2 protein-coding genes (1 of these 2 running past the window's edge) are annotated in these 19,293 nt (G+C 62.6%); both read left to right on the top strand.

Annotated elements, in window-relative coordinates; genetic code table 11:
* On the top strand, positions 1 to 6,086 hold the end of the coding sequence (locus BK667_RS14000; protein ID WP_446033163.1) for a non-ribosomal peptide synthetase. 13,264 nt of this gene lie to the left of the window's left edge; the window shows 6,086 of its 19,350 coding nt (coding positions 13,265-19,350); the start codon falls outside the window, past its left edge; the stop codon is at positions 6,084 to 6,086.
* Positions 6,083 to 19,123, top strand: a complete 13,041-nt coding sequence (locus BK667_RS13995) for a non-ribosomal peptide synthetase (protein WP_185058212.1) — start codon at positions 6,083 to 6,085, stop codon at positions 19,121 to 19,123. Before BK667_RS14000 ends, BK667_RS13995 begins: the two co-directional genes overlap by 4 nt.
* The last annotated feature ends 170 nt before the right edge of the window (positions 19,124 to 19,293 follow it).

Here is a 19,293-nt window from a genome sequence, read left to right as displayed (position 1 = left end):
TGACGTTTGCCGCCACCGCAGGCGCTGTCGCCGATCAATTGCGCGAACGCTTCGACTCCCGCCACCATCGCCTCGACATCCGCCAGGCGCCGCTGATGGGCATCAAATGTGCCCACGATGCAGCCAACCAGCGCTGGGTCGCGACGTTGTTGTTCCACCACATGGCCCTCGACCACACGGCGCTGGAAGTGGTGCGTCACGAGATGCAGGCGCACTTGCTGGGTCAAGCCGAGCAGCTGGGCAACCCGGTGCCGTATCGCAACTACGTGGCCCAGGCTCGCTTGGGTGTGGGTCAGGAACAACACGAAGCGTTTTTCCGCGACATGCTCGGCGACATCGACGAGCCGACGCTGCCGTTCGGCCTGGCTCAGGTCCAGGGCGACGGGCACGGTATCGAGGAAGTGACGGCGCCAGTTGATCCGGCGCTGAGCCTGCGACTGCGGGCGCAGGCCCGGTTGCTCGGCGTCGGCGCCGCGAGCCTGGTGCATCTGGCTTGGGCTCAGGTCCTCGGCATGGCGTGCGGTCAACCCAACGTTGTGTTCGGCACCGTGCTGATGGGCCGGATGCAGGGCGGTGAAGGGGCGGATCGTGCCTTGGGCATGTTCATCAACACCTTGCCGATCCGCGTGCAGGTTGATGCACAGAGTGTGCGCGCCGCCGTCAGGGCGACCCACGGACGCTTGACCGGGCTGTTGGGGCATGAGCATGCCTCACTGGCCCTGGCCCAGCGATGCAGTGGAGTCACGGCGCCAGCGCCACTGTTCAGCGCGATCCTCAACTACCGGCACAGCTCGGTGCAGGTGAGCGATGAACTGTTGTCGGCCTGGAACGGCATGCAGCTGTTGTCCAGCGAAGAACGCACCAACTACCCGCTGACCCTCAACGTCGATGATCTGGGCCAGGGCTTCAGCCTGACGGCGCAGGTCGAGTCGCAGATTGGCGCGCAACGCATCTGCGCCTATATGCAGGTCGCGTTGGCCAGTCTGGTCGATGCGCTGGAGCATGCGCCGCACACCGCGCTGCACGATTTACCGGTGTTGCCGTTGGCAGAGCGTCAGCAGTTGCTCGACACCTGGAACGCGCCGACTGGCGAGTACGTGCATGACCGCACGATCCATGGCCTGTTCGAAGCCCAGGCGATTGCGCAACCGGATGCCGTGGCGGTGGTGTTTGAAGATCAAACATTGACCTACGGCGAACTCAATGCCCGGGCCAACCAGGTCGCCCATCGCCTGCTGTTGCTGGGTATTCGCCCGGATGATCGGGTGGCGATTTGCGTGGAGCGTGGTCTGGAAATGATCGTCGGCCTGCTGGGGATCCTCAAATCCGGCGCAGGCTACGTACCGCTCGATCCGGCGTACCCGGCCGAGCGCATCGCCTACATGCTGGAAGACAGCACGCCGGTGGCGATATTGGTGCATGCCGCCAGCCGCGAGTTGCTGGCCGAAGAATCGGTGCGGGTGCTCGACCTCGATTGCCCGTCATTGCACAGCCAACCGGTTACCAATCCGCACGTGCCGGAGCTGACCTCGTCGCACCTGGCGTACGTGATCTACACCTCGGGCTCGACCGGTCAACCCAAAGGCGTGATGGTCGAGCACCGTAACGTCGCGCGGCTGTTTTCGGCGACGCAGGCATGGTTCGATTTCGGTGCGCAAGACGTCTGGGCCTTGTTCCACTCGTTTGCCTTCGACTTCTCGGTCTGGGAAATCTGGGGCGCGTTGTCCCACGGCGGCCGTTTGCTGGTGGTGCCGCAAGCGGTCAGCCGTTCCCCGCAAGACTGTTATGCATTGCTGTGCGAGGCCGGGGTTACGGTGTTGAACCAGACGCCCAGCGCGTTCCGTCAGTTGATTGCGGCCCAGGGCGAGAGCGCCATCGCCCACAGCCTGCGACAGGTGATTTTCGGTGGTGAAGCGCTGGAACCGGGCATGCTCAAACCGTGGTACGCCCGTGCGGTCAATCAACCGACGCAACTGGTCAACATGTACGGCATCACGGAAACCACGGTGCACGTAACGTATCGAGCGCTGCACCCGGCGGATGCGCAACGGGTCGGTGTGAGCCCGATTGGCGGGCGGATTCCCGATTTGCAGTTGTACATCCTCAATCCACAGCGCCAGCCGGTGCCTGTGGGTGTGATCGGTGAAATGTACGTCGGCGGCGCCGGTGTGGCTCGGGGTTACCTGAATCGTCCGCAGCTGACTGAAGAACGCTTTATCGCCGACACCTTCAGCGGCCGTGCCGATGCACGGTTGTACCGCACCGGTGACCTCGGCCGCTGGCTGGCAGACGGCACGGTCGAATACCTGGGGCGCAACGATGAACAGGTGAAGATCCGCGGTTTCCGTATCGAACTCGGTGAGATCGAAGCAACGTTGGCTGCGTGTCAAGGTGTCCGCGAGACGCTGGTTATTGCCCGGGAAGATGTGCCGGGTGACAAGCGTCTGGTGGCGTATGTGATTGCGCAGGCGGGTGCAGAACTCAGCGTCAGCGAGTTGCGCGCCCAACTGCTGGACACCTTGGCCGACTACATGGTGCCGAGCGCTTTCGTGATGCTGGCCACGTTCCCGTTGACCGCCAACGGCAAACTGGACCGCAAGGCACTGCCGGCACCTGATCAATCGTCGGTGGTGTCCCAGGCCTACGCCGCACCGCAAGGCGCGGTGGAAACAGCCCTGGCGACGATCTGGCAAGAGTTGCTGGACCTCGAGCAGATCGGTCGTCACGACAACTTCTTTGAACTGGGTGGCCACTCGCTGCTGGCGGTGAAGCTGATCGAACGCATGCGCCATGCAGGCCTGAGTGCCGACGTCCGCGTGCTGTTCGGTCAACCGACGTTGGCAGCGCTGGCCGCTGCGGTGGGCGGGTACACGGAAGTGGTGGTGCCGCTCAATCGCATCGCCGCGGATTGCCAGCGGATCACCCCGGACATGCTGTCCCTGGCCACTCTGGACCAGCCGGCGATTGATCAAATCGTCGCGATGGTGCCCGGTGGCGTCAGTAACGTGCAGGACATCTACCCGCTGGCGCCGTTGCAGGAGGGGATTTTGTATCACCACCTCGCGGCGGCCCAGGGCGATCCTTACCTGCAATATGTGATGTTCGGCTTCGACAGCTTTGCCCGCCTGATCAGTTTCAGCCAGGCGTTGCAGGCTGTGGTTGACCGGCACGACATTCTGCGCACGGGTGTGCTGTGGGAAGGTCTGGCCGAGCCGATGCAAGTGGTCTGGCGTGAAGCCAAGTTGGTGGTCGAAGCGGTTTCGCTGGAACCGGCGGCCGGCGATATTGCCGGACAACTGCACCAGCGCTTCGACCCGCGACACTATCGCCTGGACATCCGCGAGGCACCGTTGATGCGCATCGCTTATGCGCAGGACCCGGCGAATCAGCGCTGGGTCGGCATGTTGCTGTTCCATCACTTGGTGGACGATGCCACGTCACTGGCGGTGCTGGCCTCGGAAATCGAGGCCAATATGCTCGGTCAGGCCCAGCGTCTTCCAGTGTCGGTGCCGTATCGCAACTACGTGGCCCAGGCGCGTTTGGGTGTGAGCCGCGAAGCCCATGAAGCGTTTTTCCGCGACATGCTGGGGGACGTCGACGAACCTACATTGCCGTTCGGTTTGCAGGATGTGCAGGGCGATGGCAGCGGAATCGAGGAAGTTCGCCAGGACATCGATAGCGACCTCAGCCGCCGACTGCGTATTCAGGCCCGTCAGCTCGGGGTCAGCGCCGCAAGTCTGTATCACCTGGTCTGGGCGCAGGTCTTGGCCAAGGTGTCGGGCAAGGACGACGTGGTGTTCGGCACCGTATTGGTCGGCCGGATGCAGGCCGGCGAGGGTGCCGATCGGGCGTTGGGGATGTTCATTAACACCTTGCCGCTGCGGGTGAAACTGGGTGAACAAGGTGTGCGTGCCGGGGTGAAAGCCACCCACGGGCAACTGAGTGCGTTGCTGGGGCATGAACACGCTTCGCTGGTGCTGGCGCAACGTTGCAGTGGCGTGGAAGCACCGACGCCGCTGTTCAGTGCGCTGCTGAATTACCGTCACACCGGCGCGATGACCTCGACTGAGGCGCTGTCCGCTTGGGACGGTATTGAAATGCTCAGCGGTGAAGAGCGGACCAATTACCCGTTGACCTTGTCGGTGGATGATCAGGGTGAAGCGTTCAGTTTCACCGTCATGACCCCGGCGCGGATTGGCGCGCAACGCATTTGCGGCTATGTGCAGCAGACGTTGCAAGGCTTGATCGGAATGCTTGAGCAAACGCCAGAGGCGCCGCTGCACAGCTTGCCGATCCTGCCAGCCGCCGAAGCCGAGCAGTTGTTGGTGACGTTCAACGCCACCCAAGCGGATTACCCGCTGGAGCAGACGATTCACGGGTTGTTTGAAGCCCAGGTAGAACGTACGCCAGAGGCGGTTGCGGTGATCCATGACGGGCAGTCTGTGAGTTATCGCGAGCTCAACAACCGGGCCAACCGCTTGGCTCATCACCTGCGTAAACAGGGCGTGCAGCCGGATTCACGGGTGGCGATCTGTGTTGAGCGCAGTGCCGAGATGGTGGTTGGACTGCTGGCGATTCTGAAGGCGGGTGGCGGTTATGTGCCGCTGGATCCGAGCTATCCGCTGGACCGGATCGCCTACATGCTGGAGGACAGCGCCCCGGCGGCCGTGTTGACCCAGGCCGGGACTCGCGGGCTGTTGTCCCACGTCCAGGTGCCGCTGATTGATCTGGATCGCGCTTCGTGGAATGACGAATCGGTCTCCAATCCTGTGGTTGAAGAGCTGACACCGGCGCATCTGGCCTACGTGATCTACACCTCGGGCTCCACTGGATTGCCCAAAGGCGTGATGATCGAACACCGCAATACGGTGAACTTCCTGACCTGGGCACATCGTTCGTTTGACAGTCAAACGTTGGCCAAAACCCTGTTCTCCACCTCGCTGAACTTCGATTTGGCGGTCTACGAATGCTTCGCGCCGCTGACCTCGGGCGGCAGCATTAATGTCGTGACCAACGTGCTGGAGCCGCAACACGACATCACGCTGATCAACACCGTGCCGTCGGCGCTTAAAGCCTTGCTGGAGTCCGGCGGATTGAGTGAAAACGTGCACACGGTCAACGTTGCCGGTGAAGCGCTGAAACGCAGTCTGGTGGAAAACCTGTTTGAGCAGACCAGCGTCAAGCGTCTTTGCAACCTCTACGGCCCTTCGGAAACCACGACCTACTCAAGTTGGGTGTCGATGGATCGCGAAGACGGTTTCACCGCCCACATCGGCAAACCGGTCGCCAACACCCAGTTCTACTTGCTGGATGAACACGGCCAACCCGTGCCACTGGGTGTCCCAGGTGAAATCTACATCGGTGGCGCTGGCGTGGCGCGGGGTTACCTGAACCGCGACGACCTCACCGCCGAACGTTTCCTCACCGACCCGTTCAGCACCAACGGCCGGATGTATAGAACAGGCGACTTGGGCCGCTATCTGCCGGACGGCAATATCGAATACCTGGGCCGCAACGACGACCAAGTGAAAATCCGCGGTTTCCGTATCGAGTTGGGCGAGATCGAAGCCAAACTCGCGCAGCACGAAGCCGTCAAGGAAGCCGTGATCCTGGCCCGGGAAGACGTGCCTGGCGAAAAACGCCTGGTCGCTTATTTCACCCTCAACGCCACGGATGACGCGGTCGACATCGAAGACCTGCGCGCCCATCTGCAAACCCAACTCCCGGCCTACATGGTGCCTGCGGCGTATGTGCGCATCGACGCCTTACCCCTGACCCCCAACGGCAAACTCGACCGCAAATTACTGCCGATCCCGGATCTGGCGTCGGTCATTACCCGCGGTTATGAAGCGCCTATCGGCGAAACCGAAATCACCCTGGCCCAACTCTGGGCGGAAGTCCTCAACGTGGAGCGCGTCGGCCGTCACGATCATTTCTTCGAATTGGGCGGGCACTCGTTGCTGGCCGTCAGCCTGATGGAGCGCATGCGCCAGGCTGGCATGGAAGCGGATGTCAGGACGTTGTTCGAGCAACCCACGCTCTCGGAATACGCGGCAACGACAGAAAAAATGGAGATTGTCCTGTGAGTGTGATCGAACTGTTGGCGACACTAAAAGAAAAAGACGTACAGCTTTCAGTCAAGGGCGACCAGCTCGTTATACGGGGCAGGAAACAATCACTGAGCGAGCCGGCGGTGCTGGCCTTGCTGCGCGAGCACAAAGCGACGTTGATCGAGTTGATCAAGGCCGGGCAATACGACGCCAGCAAGGCCGGGGAGATCGACATTCCCGCCAACGCCATCCCGGCCGGATGCACGCGTATCACGCCGCAAATGCTGCCACTGGTGACGCTGGATCAGCCGGCCATCGACCAGATCGTCGCCACGGTGCCGGGCGGTGCGGCCAATGTGCAGGATATTTATCCGTTGGCGCCGTTGCAGGAAGGCATTCTTTATCACCACCTGACCGCAACCCAGGGCGACCCGTACGTTCTGCAAGCTCAGTTCAGCATCACCAGCCGTGAACGCCTGGCGGATTTTGCCGATGCCTTGCAAAGCGTCATCGATCGCCACGACATCCTGCGCACCGCCATCGTCCGCGAAGGTCTGGAGGAGTCTGTGCAAGTGGTCTGGCGCCACGCGCGGCTGGGGCTTAAAGACATCAGCGCCGAACTCGTCGACGGCGAGGCCATGGCGCAACTGCAAGGACGTTTCGATCCCCGGCACTATCGCCTCGACCTCAGTCAGGCGCCGTTGCTGTTGCTGGTGTTCGCTGAAGACACGGTCAACCAGCGTTGGGTAGCGATGCTGCTGTTCCACCATATGGTCCTCGACCATGCGGCACTGGCCGTCGTGCAGCATGAAATGCAGGCGTACCTGATGGGGCAGGCCGAACAACTGGGCAGCGCCGTGCCGTACCGCAACTACGTGGTACGGACCCGGCAGGCCGGTCAGCGAGCCGCCGACGAGGCGTTTTTCGGCGAGATGCTCGGCGACGTCGATGAGCCGACCTTACCCTTCGGCCAGCAGGATGTGCTGGGCGATGGCAACGCTATCGAAGAGAGCGATCGAAAACTGCCTCTAGCGTTGAGCGGCCGTCTGCGGGTGCAGGCCCGTCAGCTTGGCGTCAGCGCGGCGAGTATTTTCCACCTCGCCTGGGCCCAGGTGTTGGGTGGCGTGTCGGGCCGTGAAGATGTGGTGTTCGGCACCGTGATGCTGGGGCGCATGCAGGCCTCGGAAGGCATGAGCCGGGCGCTGGGCATGTTCATCAACACCTTGCCGCTGCGCGTCGGCGTCGGCGCACAGAGCGTGCGCGACGGGGTAAAAGCCACCCATGCGCGGCTCAGCACGTTGCTCAGTCACGAATACGCGTCCCTGGCGTTGGCCCAGCGTTGCAGCGGTGTGGCGGCGCCGACTCCATTGTTCAGCGCGTTGCTCAATTACCGCCACAGCGCCAGTGCCAGCCAGGCGATCCCGGCCGAAGCGAGCCTGGCCTGGAGCGGCATCGAAGCCCTGAGCGCGCAAGAGCGGACCAACTATCCGCTGATTCTGTCGGTCGACGATTTTTCCGATGACTTTGCCTTGAGCGTGCAAGCGAGCGCGCAGATCGGCGCGCAACGCCTGTGCGACTACATGCAGGTCGCGGTTGAATGCCTCGTCAGCGCCCTGGAAAACACCCCGCAATTGCCGCTCAATCGCCTGGCGATTCTGCCTGCCGCCGAGCGCGAGCAGGTGGTGCAGACGTTTAACGCCACCGACCGCGCCTATCCCCGGGACCAGACCGTCCACGCCTTGTTCGAAGCGCAAGTCCAGGCCCATCCAAACGCGCCCGCCGCCGTTCAAAACGGGCAGACCCTGACGTATCGCGAACTGAACACAGAAGCCAATCGTTTGGCTGCACATATGATCAGTCTTGGCCTGCAACCGGGCGACGCCGTGGCGATCCTGCTGCCGCGCTCGCTGGATTTGCTGGTCAGTCAGTTGGCGATCCTCAAATGCGCCGCCGTCTACCTGCCGCTGGACATCAACGCGCCCACCGAACGCCAGCAATTCATGCTGCAAGACAGCCGGGCCGTGCTGGTGTTGACCCACAGTGAGGCAGCGTTGAGCCCAGGCGTACGCCGGGTGGATCTGGACGTTGTGCAGTTTGATGACCGGCCAACCCATCAATCGCCGCGATCGCAGTCCAGCGAAACCCCGGCGTACATCATGTACACCTCGGGCTCCACCGGCACTCCAAAAGGCGTGCTCGTGCCGCACCGGGCGATCAGTCGGTTGGTGATCAACAACGGTTATGCCGATTTCAACGCGGCGGATCGCGTGGCCTACGCCTCCAATCCAGCCTTCGACGCCAGCACCCTCGAAGTCTGGGCACCGTTGCTCAACGGTGGTTGTGTGGTCGTGGTCGAGCAGGAGGTGTTGCTGTCGCAATCACGCTTGAAGGCATGGCTGCTTGAGCAATCCGTCAGCGTGATGTGGATGACGGCGGGGCTGTTTCACCAGTACGCCGACGGCTTGATGGCGGTGTTCGGGCAACTGCGCTACCTGATCGTCGGTGGTGATGTGCTGGATCCGGCGGTGATCGGCCGGGTCCTGAACGAAGGCGCGCCGCAGCACTTGCTCAACGGCTACGGCCCGACGGAAGCCACTACGTTTTCCACCACCCATGAGATCAAGGCAATCGGCGCGGGCAGCATTCCCATCGGTCGGCCGATCGGCAACACCCGGGTCTACGTGCTCGACGCGCAGTTGCGCGCCGTGCCGCTGGGTGTGCCCGGCGAGCTGTTTATCGGGGGCGCGGGCGTTGCGAAGGGCTATCTGAATCGTCCCGAACTGACCGCCGAAAAATTTATCACTGATCCGTTCAACGGCCAATCGATGTACCGCACTGGCGACCTGGGCCGTCATCTGCCGGATGGCACAATCGAGTACCTGGGCCGCAACGATGACCAGGTGAAAATCCGTGGCTACCGCATCGAACTGGGGGAAATCGAGTCCCGCCTGACGCAACACGAAAGCGTGAAAGAAGCCGTGGTCCTGATTCGCGAAGAGGTGCCGGGGGAGAAACGTCTGGTGGCGTACTTCACCGCCGATGACGTTGCGGATCTCGAAGGCCTGCGCGCTCACCTGCAATCGCGGCTGCCGGACTACATGGTGCCGGCGGCTTACGTGCAGCTCGATAGATTGCCGCTGACCGCCAACGGCAAACTCGACCGCAAGGCGTTGCCGGCGCCGGATCTGGCCTCGATGGTCACCCGAGGCTACGAGGAACCGGTCGGCGAAATCGAAATCATCCTGGCCCGGCTCTGGGCGCAAGTGCTGAATGTGGAACGCGTCGGGCGTCACGATCATTTCTTTGAACTGGGCGGCCACTCGCTGCTGGCGGTCAACCTGATCGAGCAGATGCGTCAGGTCGGACTGAGCGCCGACGTGCGCGTCCTGTTCGGCCAGCCAACCCTGGCAGCCCTGGCCGCTGCGGTAGGTGGCGGCAGTGAAATTCAGGTGCCGGCCAACGGCATCACCGCGGATTGCCAACGAATCACCCCGGACATGCTGCCCCTGGCGACACTGACCCAGGGCGCGATTGACCGCATCGTCGCGACGGTGCCGGGCGGCACGGCCAACGTGCAGGATGTCTACCCGTTGGCGCCGTTGCAGGAAGGCATCCTCTATCACCATATTTCCGCCGAGCAGGGCGACCCTTACGTCTTGCAATCGCTGTTTGCCTTTGACAGCGAGGCGCGTCTTCACGCGTTCACTCAAGCCTTGCAAGGCGTCATCAACCGTCACGATATCTTGCGCACGGCGGTGCTCTGGGAAGGACTGGAACAACCGATGCAAGTGGTCTGGCGTCAGGCTACGCTCGGCGTCGAGCAATTGGCGTTAAGTCCAGACGACGGTGATGTGGTGACTCAGCTGCACGCGCGCTTCGACTCGCGCCATCATCGTCTCGATATCCGTCAGGCGCCGCTGATGGGCCTGCGGGTGGCCGAGGATCCGGCCAACCAGCGTTGGGTCGCGATGCTGTTGTTTCACCACATCGCCCTCGACCACACCGCGCTGGAAGTGGTGCAGCAGGAAATGCAAATGCACCTGCTGGGGCAGCAAGGCCAGCTAACGCCAGCGATGCCGTACCGCAACTACGTGGCCCAGGCCCGTTTGGGTGTCAGCCAGGAACAACATGAAACGTTCTTCCGCGAGATGCTCGGTGATATCGACGAGCCGACGCTACCGTTCGGTATGCAGCAAGTGCAGGGCGATGGCAGCGGGATCGAGGAAGCCAAACTTGAAATCAATGCCGAACTGAGCCGGCGCCTTCGGGCCCAGGCGCGGCAATTGGGCGTGAGCGCCGCCAGCCTTCATCATTTGGCCTGGGCCCAGGTCATCGGACGCCTGTCCGGGCGTGAAGACGTGGTGTTCGGCACTGTGCTGATGGGCCGGATGCAGGGCGGCGACGGGGCGGACCGGGCCCTGGGCATGTTCATCAACACCTTGCCGCTGCGGGTCAGCCTGGACGAGCAGGGCGTGCGCGCCGGGGTCAAAACCACCCACGGCAGGCTGACCGCATTGCTCGGTCACGAGCACGCCTCGCTGGCACTGGCGCAACGTTGCAGCCGCGTGGCATCACCGGCGCCGCTGTTCAGTGCGCTGCTGAATTACCGCCACAGCGCGATCGGCGCGGTGTCGGCCGAAGCGCTCAGCGCCTGGCAAGGCATGCAAAACCTTGGCGCCGAAGAACGTACCAATTACCCGCTGACCCTGTCGGTGGACGACCTGGGCGAGGGTTTCCTGCTGAGCGCGCTGGTGCTCAAAGGCATGGGCGCCGCGCGCATCTGCGCCTACATGCACACGGCCATCGAGGGCCTGGTTCAGGCGCTGGAGCAGGCGCCGCAAAAACCGCTCAATCGCCTGGAGATCCTGCCGGACGCCGAACGTCAGCAATTGCGCGTGGATTTCAACGCCACGACCCGCGCCTATCCTCAGGACAAAACTGTGCTCGCGCTGTTTGAAGCGCAGGTCGCGCGCACACCGCAAGCGATTGCGGCGGTGCACGGTGCTGAGCCTTTGACCTACGAGGCGCTGAATCTGCGCGCCAACCGTCTCGCGCATTATTTGATCGGGTTGGGCGTGCAACCGGACGCTCGCGTGGCGATCCTGCTGCCGCGCTCGCTCGACCTGTTGACCAGCCAACTGGCGGCGCTGAAATGCGCAGCGGCCTATGTGCCGCTGGATCGCAATGCTTCGCTGGAACGCCAGCGCTTCATGCTTGAAGACAGTCAGGCGGTGGTGTTGTTGACATCCAGCGACCAGAACGCCCCGGACGGCGTGCGCCGTATCGACCTGGACACCCTGGATCTGCACGCCCAATCCCTCCATGACCCGGCACTGCCGCAGTCCGCGGAAGCGATTGCCTACATCATGTACACCTCAGGTTCCACCGGTCAGCCCAAAGGCGTATTGGTGCCGCACCGGGCGATCAACCGGTTGGTGATCAACAACGGTTACGCCGATTTCAACGCACAAGACCGAATCGCCTTCGCCTCGAACCCGGCCTTCGACGCCAGCACCATGGACGTGTGGGGCGCCTTGCTGAATGGCGGCCGGGTCATTGTGATCGACCACGAAACCCTGCTTGAGCCGTCGCGTTTTGCCCACGTGCTGACCGAGTCAGGGGCGACGGTGTTGTTCGTCACCACGGCGATTTTCAACCAGTACGTGCAACTGATCCCGCAAGCCATTGGCAGCCTGCGCATCCTGTTGTGCGGCGGCGAACGGGCTGACGCGGCGTCCTTCCGGCGTTTGTTGAGCCTGGCGCCCAACCTGCGCCTGGTGCATTGCTACGGCCCGACCGAAACCACCACCTACGCCACCACGTATGAAGTGAAAGTCGTGGCGCCGGACGCGGAAGTCGTGCCGATTGGCGGGCCGATTTCCAACACGCAAATCTATGTGCTCGACGCCCGCCAGCAACTGGCGCCGTTGGGCGTGGTCGGCGAAATCTACATCGGTGGCCGGGGCGTGGCGAAGGGTTACCTGAACCGCCCGGAACTGACGGCCCAGGCGTTTATCGCTGATCCGTTCAGCGACGAGTCCGGCGCATTGCTCTATCGCACCGGCGATCTCGGCCGCTGGTCGCCAGAGGGCAATCTGGAATGCCTGGGGCGCAATGACGACCAGGTGAAGATCCGTGGTTTCCGAATCGAACTTGGCGAGATCGAAGCCAAACTGGCCACGTGCGCAGGCGTGAAGGACGCGGTGGTGCTGGTCCGCGCTGAACAGCCGGGGGAAAAACGTCTGGTGGCTTACGTGATTGCGCAGCCGGATGTCACGTTGAGCGTGGCCGGGTTGCGCGAGCAACTGTCCGCCGCACTCTCCGAATACATGGTGCCGAGCGCGTTTGTGATGCTGCCAGCCTTTCCCCTGACACTGAATGGCAAAGTCGATCGCAAGGCGCTGCCGGCGCCACAGGCCGACGCCTATGCCAGCCAAACCTACGAGGCGCCGCAGGGCGACATCGAGCAGACACTGGCGGGGTTGTGGGCGGATTTGCTGAAAGTGGAGCAGGTCGGTCGTCGCGATAACTTCTTTGAACTGGGCGGTCATTCGCTGCTGGCGATGCGGCTGATCGAGCGCATGCGTCAGGTCAATCTGGCAGTCGATGTGCGTGTCCTGTTCGGCCAGCCGACCCTCATGGCGCTGGCCGCCGCCGTGGGCGGGCACACCGATGTGGTGGTGCCGGCCAGCGCCATCGTCGCAGGCTGCCAACGCATCACCCCGGACATGCTTCCACTGGCTGAGTTGAGCCAATCCGCCATCGACCGCATCGTCGCAACCGTGCCCGGCGGTGTTGCCAATGTGCAAGACATCTACCCGCTGGCGCCGTTGCAGGAAGGCATTCTGTATCACCACCTCACGGCGGAAAAAGGTGATCCCTACGTGCTGCAGACGCAGTTCGGGTTTGACAGTCGTGCACGGCTGGATGACTTCGCGCGGGCGCTGCAACAGGTGATCGACCGCCACGACATCCTGCGCACCTCGATGGTCTGGGAAGGGCTGGTCGAACCGATGCAAGTGGTGTGGCGCAAGGCGCAGCTGATTTGCGAGCAATTCGAGGCGCAGCCCGGCGATGTCGCCGCGCAATTGCATGAACGCTTCGATGCCCGGCATTACCGCCTGGACGTGCGACAGGCGCCGATGCTGCGGCTGGTCTTCGCCGAAGATCCCGACAATCAACGTTGGGTCGCGACACTGCTGTTCCACCATATGGCGCTGGATCACACGGCGCTGGAAACCCTGGAACACGAGATGCAGGCCCATCTACTTGGGCACGCGCAGGTGTTGGGCGACCCGGTGCCGTACCGCAACTACGTGGCACAGGCGCGTTTGGGCGTCAGTCAGGATGAGCACGAAGCTTTTTTCCGCGAAATGCTCGGTGATATCGAAGAGCCGACGCTGCCGTTTGGCCTGTTGAATGTGCAGGGCGATGGCACCGGTGTCGAGGAAGTGAAACTGGCCGTAGAAACGGCGTTGAGCCGACGCCTGCGGGACCGTGCCCGGCAACTCGGGGTCAGCGCCGCGAGTGTGGTGCATCTGGCCTGGGCCCAGGTGTTGGGTCGGGTCAGCGGTCGCGACGAGGTGGTGTTCGGCACCGTGCTGCTGGGGCGGATGCAGGGCGGCGAAGGGGCCGACCGCGCGCTCGGCATGTTCATCAACACCTTGCCATTGCGGGTGAGCCTGGGCGGGCAAGGGGCGGCTGCGGCGGTGAAAGCCACGCACATGCGCCTCACCGGATTGCTCGGCCACGAGCACGCGTCCCTGGCCTTGGCGCAACGTTGCAGTGGCGTGGCGGCACCGACGCCGTTGTTCAGCGCGATGCTCAACTATCGACACTGTGCCGTTGAAGTCACCGCGCAAATGGTTTCGGCGTGGCAGGGCATGCAGGCGCTGGGCGGTGAAGAACGCACCAACTATCCGTTGTCCCTGGCGGTGGATGATGAAGGTGAAGGCTTCAGCCTGGTGGTGCAGGCGGTGGTCGGGATCGATGCCCGACGGGTCGCCGAGTACATGCACATTGCACTGGAAAGCCTGGTGGCCGCGCTGGAACACGCGCCGGACACAGCCCTGAATGACCTCGACAGTCTACCGGTTGCCGAACGCGAGCAATTGCTCGGCACCTGGAATGCCACGCAAGTGGCTTATCCGCAGGACCAGACACTGGCGCAGCTGTTCCAGGCCCGGGTCGATGCGTCTCCGCAGGCGCTGGCTATTCAGTTCGGCGATCAGCAACTGAGCTACGCCGAACTGAATGATCGGGCGAATCAGGTCGCGCATCACCTGCTGGCCCTTGGCGTCCGCCCGGACGACCGAGTGGCGATCTGCGTCGAGCGTGGCCTGGGCATGCTGGTCGGCCTGTTGGGTATTTTGAAATCCGGTGCGGCCTATGTGCCGCTGGACCCGGCTTATCCGCTGGATCGCCTGACCTATATGCTGGAAGACAGTGCGCCGGTGGCGTTGCTGGTGCACGCCGCGACCCATGATCTGCTGGCCGAAGCGTCGATGCCGGTGTTTGACCTCGACAGTGAGGCCTGGCAGGAACTGTCCACGGCCAATCCGTTGATGTCGGGGAATCACGCGTCGGACCTGGCCTATGTGATTTACACCTCGGGATCCACCGGCAAGCCGAAGGGTGTGATGGTCGAGCACCGCAGCGTGGTCAATTTGTTGTGCGCCAAGGCCGACACGCTGGGCGTGGATGCCAGTGACCGCGTGCTGGCGTTGACCACCCTGGGCTTTGATATCGCCGGTCTGGAACTGTTCCTGCCGCTGGTGTGCGGGGCGCAGGTGGTGTTGGTTTCCCGTGACCAGGCGCGGGATGGCCGGTTGCTGGCCGAAGTGATTGCCAACAGCGGCGCGACCATCGCCCAGGCCACCCCGGCGACGTGGCGCATGCTGCTCGAATCGGGCTGGCAGGGGAACGCCGCGCTGACCGTCCTGTGTGGCGGCGAAGCCTTGCCTGCGGACCTTGCCCGGCGTGTCGCGGGGCAGGTGCAGCGCCTGTTCAACGTGTACGGTCCGACCGAAACCACCATTTGGTCATCGGCCCTCCGAGTAGACGAACAACACACCCAGGGCAGCCAGATCAGCATCGGCCGGCCCATCGCCAATACCCAGTTCTACTTGCTCGACCCCCACGGCAAACCTGTGCCGACGGGGGTTTCAGGCGAGATCTACATCGGCGGTACTGGCGTGGCGCGGGGTTACATGAACCGTGACGACCTGACCGCCGAACGGTTCCTCAACGATCCCTTCAACCCTAATGGCCGGATGTACCGGACGGGCGACATTGCCCGCTACCTGCCCGACGGCAATATTGAATACCTGGGCCGTAATGACGGTCAGGTGAAGATTCGTGGTTTGCGCATTGAGCTGGGCGAAATCGAAGTCGTGCTCGGCGCTTGCCAAGGTGTCAGCGAGGCCGTCGTCGTGGTCCGCGAAGATCGCCCCGGTGAGCAGCGTCTGGTGGCGTATTACACGGCGCAGGCCGCGCCGTCGGTGGACGTGCTGCGGGCCTTGATGCTCGCGCAATTGCCCGAATACATGGTGCCCGTGGCCTATGTGTTGCTCGACGCCATGCCGCAAACCCCCAATGGCAAACTCGACCGCAAGGCCTTGCCGGTACCGGACGCCGGGGCGCTGAACGCCCATGGCTATGAAGCGCCGTTGCCCGGCGTTGAGTCGGAAGTGGCGCAGATCTGGCAAGAATTGTTGGGCCTGGAACAGGTCGGTCGGCATGACCGCTTCTTTGAATTGGGCGGCCATTCGTTGCTGGCGATGCGGCTGATTTCCCAGGTGCGCCTGCGTTTGGGCGTGGAGTTGGCCCTGAGCGAACTGTTTGCCCATTCACAGTTGAGCGAACTGGCCCTGGCCGTGTCCCGTGCCGGACGCAGCACCTTGCCGGAGATTGTGGCGGTGAGCCGCGACGAGCCGTTGCCGCTGTCATTCGCGCAACAACGTTTGCTGTTCCTGACCCGGATCGAAGGCGCCAGTGCGGCTTACCATTTGCCCGCCGGCCTGCGCCTGACGGGGGATCTGGATCGCAGCGCATTGCAACGTGCACTGGACCGCATCGTCAGCCGTCACGAGGCGTTGCGCACCAGCTTCACACAGATTCCGGAGCAGCCGGCCACGCAACGGATCGCCCCTAGCGATTGCGGTTTTGCCTTGCGCTTCATTGATCTGTCCGGCCATGCCGAGGCAGAACGCGAGCTGAATACCCTGGCTGCGCAGGAAGCCTCTGATGCCTTTGATCTTGAGCGGGGCCCGCTGATTCGCGGGCAGTTGATCCGCATGGGCGAGCGCGACCATGTGCTGTTGGTGACGATGCACCATATCGTTTCGGACGGCTGGTCATTTGGCGTGCTGACCCGGGAACTGGTCGCGCTGTATGAAGCCTTCCGCAGTGGTCAGGAAGATCCGCTGCCGGCATTGCCGGTGCAGTACGCGGACTTTGCCGTGTGGCAACGCCGCTGGCTGAGCGGTGAGGTGATGACGACCCAGGGCGATTATTGGAAAGCGGTACTGACGGATGCACCGGCGGTGTTGATGCTGCCGCTGGATCGTCCACGACCGGCGCAACAGAACTACGCCGGCGCCGCGATTCCGGTGGCATTCGACGCGGCCCTGACGTCGGAGCTTAAGGCCCTGAGTCAGCACCACGGCACCACGCTGTATATGACGGTGCTGGCCGGCTGGGCGGCGGTGCTCGGGCGGCTTTCGGGACAGGACAAAGTGGTGATCGGCACGCCGGTGGCCAACCGCCCGCGCTCGGAAGTCGAAGGGTTGATCGGTTTCTTCGTCAATACACTGGCGTTGCCGGTAGATGTGTCGGGGCAGCCGAGCATTGAAGCGCTGCTGCAACGGGTCAAGGCGCAAACGCTGAGTGCCCAGGCCCATCAGGATCTACCGTTCGAGCAAGTGGTGGAACTGGTCAAACCGGTGCGCAGCCTGTCCCACAGCGCAGTGTTCCAGACCCTGTTGTCGTGGCAGAACACCGAAAGTGTCGAGCTCACGCTGGGCGACTTGAAGCTCGAAGGGCTGGGCGCTGCCGGGCGGACGGCGAAGTTTGATGTGTCCCTCGATTTGGGTGAAATCGAAGGCCGGATTCAGGGTTCGCTGGAGTTTGCCACGGCGCTGTTCGATGCGACGACGATGGAGCGTTACCTCGGTTATCTGGAGCGGATGCTTCGGGCGATGGTGGCGGATGCGGGCCGGGCGGTGAGTTCGGTTACGTTGCAGAATGATGTCGAGCGTCAGTTGCTGGCTGGGTTTAATGCGACTGAGGCTTTGTATCCGCTGGAACAGACGGTTCATGGGTTGTTTGAGGCTCAGGTTGAGCGGACGCCGGAGGCGGTGGCGGTGGTTTATGGCTTGGAACACTTGAGCTATCGCGAGTTGAATGAACGGGCGAACCGCTTGGCGCATTACCTGCGTGGGCAGGGGGTGCGGCCGGATTCGCGGGTGGCGATTTGTGTTGAGCGTAGTGCCGACATGGTCGTCGGGTTGCTGGCGATTCTGAAGGCGGGCGGGGGTTATGTGCCGCTGGATCCGGCTTATCCGCTGGATCGGATTGCTTACATGCTGGAGGACAGCGCGCCGGCCGTGGTGTTGGCGCAGGCTGCGACTTTGGGGTTGTTGATTGAGGCTTCGATGCCGGTGATCGATCTGGATAGCGGCGTTTGGCAGGATGAATCCGTCTCCAATCCAGAGATTACTGACCTTACATCGGCGCATCTGGCCTATGTGATCTACACCTCCGGTTCGACCGGTCTGCCGAAGGGCGTGATGATCGAACACCGTAATACCGTGAACTTCCTGACCTGGGCCCATCGTTCATTTGATGACGCAACGTTGGCCAAAACGTTGTTCTCGACCTCGCTGAACTTCGACTTGGCAGTCTACGAATGCTTCGCGCCGCTGACCTCGGGCGGCAGCATTAACGTCGTGAAGAATGTGTTGGAGCCGCAACCCGACATCACCCTGATCAACACCGTACCTTCGGCGCTCAAAGCTTTGTTGGAATCCGGCGGACTGAGCACCAATGTGCACACGGTCAACGTTGCCGGCGAAGCGCTGAAACGCAGTCTCGTGGAAAACCTGTTTGAACAGACTCAGGTTCAACGCCTGTGTAACCTCTACGGCCCATCGGAAACCACAACCTACTCAAGCTGGGTATCGATGGACCGCGAGGACGGCTTCGCCGCCCACATCGGCAAACCGGTCGCCAACACCCAGTTCTACTTGCTGGACGAACATCAGCAACCCGTACCACTGGGCGTTCCGGGCGAAATCTACATCGGCGGCGCCGGCGTGGCGCGGGGTTACTTGAACCGCGACGATTTGACTGCCGAACGCTTCCTTAACGATCCTTTCCAAACAAATGGCCGGATGTATAGAACGGGCGACCTCGGCCGCTACCTACCCGACGGCAACATCGAATACCTGGGCCGCAACGACGATCAAGTCAAAATCCGTGGCTTCCGCATCGAGTTGGGCGAGATTGAAGCCAAACTCGCCCAACACCAGGACATCAAGGAAACCGTCATCCTGGCTCGCGAAGACGTCCCCGGCGAAAAACGCCTGGTCGCCTATTACACACCGAGCCACGCGGACATCACGCCTGCCACCGGTGCGCTGCGTTCACACCTGCAAGCGCTCCTGCCGGAATACATGGTGCCCGCCGCGTACGTACGCCTCGACGCGCTGCCGCTAACCCCCAACGGCAAACTCGACCGCAAGGCGCTACCGATACCCGATACCAGCGCCTTTTCCACCCGTCACTATGAAGCGCCGCAGGGCGACATCGAGACGAAGCTCGCGGTGCTGTGGGCGGAGTTGCTGAAGGTCGAGCGGGTCGGCCGTCACGACCATTTCTTTGAACTGGGCGGGCATTCGCTGTTGGCGGTCAGCCTGATCGAACGCATGCGCAAGGACAACATGGAGGCCGATGCCCGCGTGCTGTTCGGTCAGCCGACGCTGGCGCTGGTGGCGGCGGCAGTAGGCCAGGTGCAACGTATCGAAGTGCCCCTGACGAAAATCCCCGCGCTCACCCGCAAACGCCGTATCTGATTCATCTGTGGAATCAATCCGATGGGGTTCTCCCATCGGATTGCCCCCGATCCTGCGAATCCGCACTGATCCACTTCAGGGCTTGTCCCTGCTTCCCATGACAGACATTCGGCCCCGAATGTTCTAATTTTTTCGACCAGTGAAGGGCGTCATCGCGGCGGGAGAAGCCT

Origin of the sequence: Pseudomonas frederiksbergensis, assembly GCF_003732705.1 — a bacterium.
Classification (GTDB): Bacteria; Pseudomonadota; Gammaproteobacteria; order Pseudomonadales; family Pseudomonadaceae; genus Aquipseudomonas; species Aquipseudomonas frederiksbergensis_F.
Note: the sequence above shows the minus strand (reverse complement) of the source record. Positions and strands in the feature narration are given on the sequence as shown.